Annotated in this window: 3 protein-coding genes; all 3 read left to right on the plus strand. The window is 76.5% G+C overall.

Going from position 1 to position 3,831, the window contains the following annotated elements:
- Positions 1-200: 200 nt before the first annotated feature.
- The 3 genes from FNH09_RS45145 to FNH09_RS45155 all read left to right on the plus strand — a co-directional run bounded on the left by FNH09_RS45145 (position 201) and on the right by FNH09_RS45155 (position 3,748).
- Positions 201-485, plus strand: a complete 285-nt coding sequence (locus tag FNH09_RS45145) for a DUF6158 family protein (protein WP_152895676.1) — start codon at positions 201-203, stop codon at positions 483-485.
- Between the two features lie 1,182 nt (positions 486-1,667).
- Entirely contained in the window at positions 1,668-2,357 is a 690-nt protein-coding gene (locus tag FNH09_RS46940) for a hypothetical protein (protein ID WP_156110865.1), read from the plus strand.
- A gap of 143 nt (positions 2,358-2,500) precedes the next feature.
- A complete protein-coding gene (locus tag FNH09_RS45155) occupies positions 2,501-3,748 on the plus strand; it encodes an aminotransferase class I/II-fold pyridoxal phosphate-dependent enzyme (RefSeq protein WP_152895677.1) in 1,248 nt (415 codons plus the stop codon).
- Positions 3,749-3,831: the final 83 nt, after the last annotated feature.

Here is a 3,831-nt window from a genome sequence, read left to right on the forward strand (position 1 = left end):
CTCGGGGCCCGGGGGCCCGGGGGCCGGAATGTTCGTACAGTGGAGGCAGAGACGCGAGGGCCGCGTCGGTCGGGCTTCGCCGGGGGCGACCCCCGGCCGACCCGGCGAGTTCCATGGCTTCCCTTCCGGATCCCGCCCGACGGAATCGCCCACGGGCGGGACCGGACCGCAGGGACGGACACGACGAGCGGGGTACCACCATGAGCGGAGTCGACCCGGCGCGACTGGACGACCAGCAGCTGATGAAGGAACTGGAGAACATCCACCGCACGCGCCACGACACCCTGCTGTACGGCTCCAACGACGCGCTGCGCACCCACAACCACCGCATGGCCCAGCTGGAGGGCGAGTACCTGCGGCGCAACCCCCGCCGCTTCGTCTCCCCGGCCCGGACCCGGGACGGCGCGCGGGTGCGGGCCGCCGCGTCGGCGGGCCGGACGCCGGTGGGCAAGTGGGGACCCGGGGCGGGACACGGCGGCGCCTGACACCGGCCTGCGGGACGCTTCGCCCTGTCCCGTTCTCCCGTCCCTGAGGCGGGATGCGGCGACGACGGCTCGTTCACCCGGTCGGCGGCGGGCTGTCCCGCGAATGGTGTCCGGCCGCGCGCGGCCCATGGCAGGGCGGGCTGTGATGGCTGTGGGGCACGACCGGAGTGTCCCGACAGCCGTCAGGCCTAAGGAGCCCGCCCCATGTGCCGCACCGCTCGTCTCCTGTCCGCCGCCGCCCTGGCCGGTGCCGCCATGACGGCTGCCGCGCCGGTCGCGTTCGCGGACCCGGTCGCGTTCGCGGACCCGGCCGCGAAGGTCAGCCCCGGCGCATCCGTCCCCGGGGACAGCGTCACCGTCTCGGTCGGCTGCGGCGCCCTGGGCGGATCCGCGCCCCGGACCATCGACGCCGTGTCACCGGCATTCGACGAGGGCACCGTCAGGCTGCGCCGGGTCACCGCGACCGGCGGCCGGACGGCGGCCTCGGCCACCTACCGGGGCACCGCCCACATCCCGCCCGCCCAGGACCTGCCGGCCACGCCGGACAGCGCTGCCGGGCGCTCCGCGTGGAGCGTCTCCGGCAGGTGCCCGGCAGAGGGCGGCCGACCGGGCAGGGTGTGGAGCGCGAAGTTCACCGTGAGCGGCGGTCGCAGGGCCTTCGCCGGGCTCGGTACCGGCGGTGGCAGCAGTGCCGCCGGACGCGGCAGCGTCCTGGGCCCCGCCGGTGAGGCCGGGCGAAGCACTGCCGGAGGCACGGGACGGGCCGCTGCCGGTGCCGCCGGACGTGAGCCCGGTACGGGTACCGGGCTCGTCGGCGGGGATGCCGGACGTGGTCCCGACACGGGTACCGGGCTCGTAGGCGGTGGCGTCGGACGTGGTGCCGCCACCGGTGGCGGATCGGTCGCGGGCATCATTCCGGACCCGGGCATCAGACCGGACACGGGTACCGGCGGCGCACGTGGCACCGGTACCGCACCGGATGCGGGTCTTGGTGCTGTGCCTGGTACTGGTTCCGTGCCGGATGCGGGTCTTGGTGCTGTGCCTGGTACTGGTTCCGTGCCGGATGCGGGTCTTGGTGCTGTGCCTGGTACCGGTACCGCACCGGATACGGGTCTTGGTGCTGTGCCTGGCACCGGTACCGCACCGGATGCGGGTCTTGGTGCTGTGCCTGGCACCGGTTCCGTGCCGGATACGGGTACCGCCCCCGATGCCCCCACCGGGCCTGACACGGACGCGGGCATCAAGCCGGACACCGGTACCGGATCGGACACCGGTACCGACGCCGGACGGGGGACCGGCGGCGACGGCGGCGGGAGCGCCCGCGGGGACGGCGGCCGGCACAGCGGGGGCGACAGCGGCACAGGCGCGGGACAGGACGGCGGCCGTGACACCGGCCGGGACGGCGGCACAGGCGCGGGACAGGACAGCGGCCGTGACACCGGCCGGGACGGCGGCACAGGCGCGGGACAGGACGGCGGCCGTGACACCGGCCGGGACGGCGACCAGGCGTGCGGCGGGTCCCGTACCGACGGGCACGCGGGCGAGCACGCGGACGGAGGCACGGAGAAGGGCACGGAGAAGGGGCCGGACAAGGGCACGGACAAGGGCACGGACAAGGGCCCGGACTCGACGGCGGACCGGGGCGCGGATTCCGGCACGTACCCGAAGGCGCACGTGCACACCGCCGCACGCACCGCCGCGCGTACCGAATCCTGTGCGCAGGACGCGTTGCCGCACGGCGTGGAGGCCGGGGAGGGCGGCGCGTTCACCGGATCCGTCCCCGCGATCGTCGCCGGCGGTCTGCTGATCGTGGGCGCGCTCGGCGCCGCCGTGCACCGGCTGTGGCGCCGTGAACCCGGCCGGGAGTACTGAGCCGCCCCACGGTGTCAGGGACGCGCGGCGACGGGAACGCTCATGGTGACGCGACGGGTGGGGTACCCGTTGTCCCTGGGAGCCGCGTGAGCACACGGCAGCACAGCGGTGGAACAGGGCACCAGGACTGCGCGGAGGTAGGCATGGGGCGCACGGACCCCGAGGGGCACGGCCCCGTCCGCTACGGGCCGCCCCTGCCCGACGACGGGCTGCCGCTGCTCCCGGAGCTGTCCGAGGTGCTCGCCGCCGCCGCGGGCCGGTCGGCGGCCGAACCGGTCGGCGGCGGTACGACGCTGCGGGACGCGGCCTGCGGCTACTGGGCCCGGCGCGGCCTGCCCGCCGCCCCCGGCCGGGTGACCGCGGCGCCCGGTGCCCCGGCGCTCCTGCTCGCGCTGACCGCCGCGCTCGGCGGCGACGTCCTGGTGCCGCGCCCGTGCGCCGCCTGGTGGGGCCCGTACGCGCGCCTGCTGGGCAGACCCGCGTTCCATGTGGCGACCCCGGCCGAATGCGGCGGGGTACCGGATCCGTACGCCTTGCTGGAGACCGTCCGCAGAGTCCGCGCGGAAGGCGGCGACCCGCGGCTGCTGGTGCTGTCCGTCGCCGACGACCCGACCGCCACCGTCGCCCCGCCCGAGGCGCTGCACGAGGCCGTCGAGGCAGCCGCGGGCGAGGGCCTGCACCTGGTCAGCGACGAGACCTGGCGCGACACCGTGCACGACCCGCACACCACGGTGCTGTTCAGCCCCGCCGAGATGCTGCCTGACCGGGTCACGGTGGTCGGCGACCTGGCCGGCGCGCTGCTGCCGCCCGGCTGGCCGGCCGCCGTGGCCCGCTTCGCCGACGGTCCCGACGGGGCCGACCTCCACGCGCGCGTGCTCGACGTGCTCACCGCGCTGGACGCCCGCGTCGCGGCGCCGGTCGCGGCGGCCGCCGAGTACGCCCTCGCCGAGCCCGAGCCGGTCACCGCGCGCGTGGCCGCCGCCGTGCGGACGCACGCGCACCTGGCCGCCGCCGTGCACGGCGCGGTGGTCGCCGCGGGCGCGCTCGCCCGGCCGCCACGGGCGGGCCGGCACCTCTACGCCGACCTCGGCCCGCTGCGGACCGCGCTGGCCCCGCACGGCGTGGGCGACGCGCAGGACCTGGAGGACCACCTCTCCGCCCGGCTCGGGATGCCCGCGCCCGGCGGTCACCGCTTCGGCGACGACCTCGGCGCACTGCGCGTCCGCCTGTCCACCGCGCCGCTGCTCGGCGGTACTCGGCAGGAGCGCGCCCTCTGTGCAGGTTCAGCCGAACCATGGGAACTGCCCCACGTGCAACGCGCGTTGACCACCCTGAGGTCGGTCTTCGACGATCTCCGCGACGACGCTCAGCGACGGGAGCCTCCTCGATGACGCAGCAGTCCGAGTCGACCACCACACCGAGCACGCCCGCCTGCGTGAACCCCGCACGGGAATCCGGCCACCCGGCCCGTACG

This window comes from Streptomyces adustus, assembly GCF_009377175.1.
Lineage (GTDB): Bacteria > Actinomycetota > Actinomycetes > Streptomycetales > Streptomycetaceae > Streptomyces > Streptomyces adustus.

Excerpts from the sequence above, each read along its gene's own strand:
- FNH09_RS45145 (WP_152895676.1), top strand. The coding sequence starts at position 201 with ATGAGCGGAGTCGACCCGGCGCGACTGGACGACCAGCAGCTGATGAAG.
- FNH09_RS45155 (WP_152895677.1), top strand. The coding sequence starts at position 2,501 with ATGGGGCGCACGGACCCCGAGGGGCACGGCCCCGTCCGCTACGGGCCG.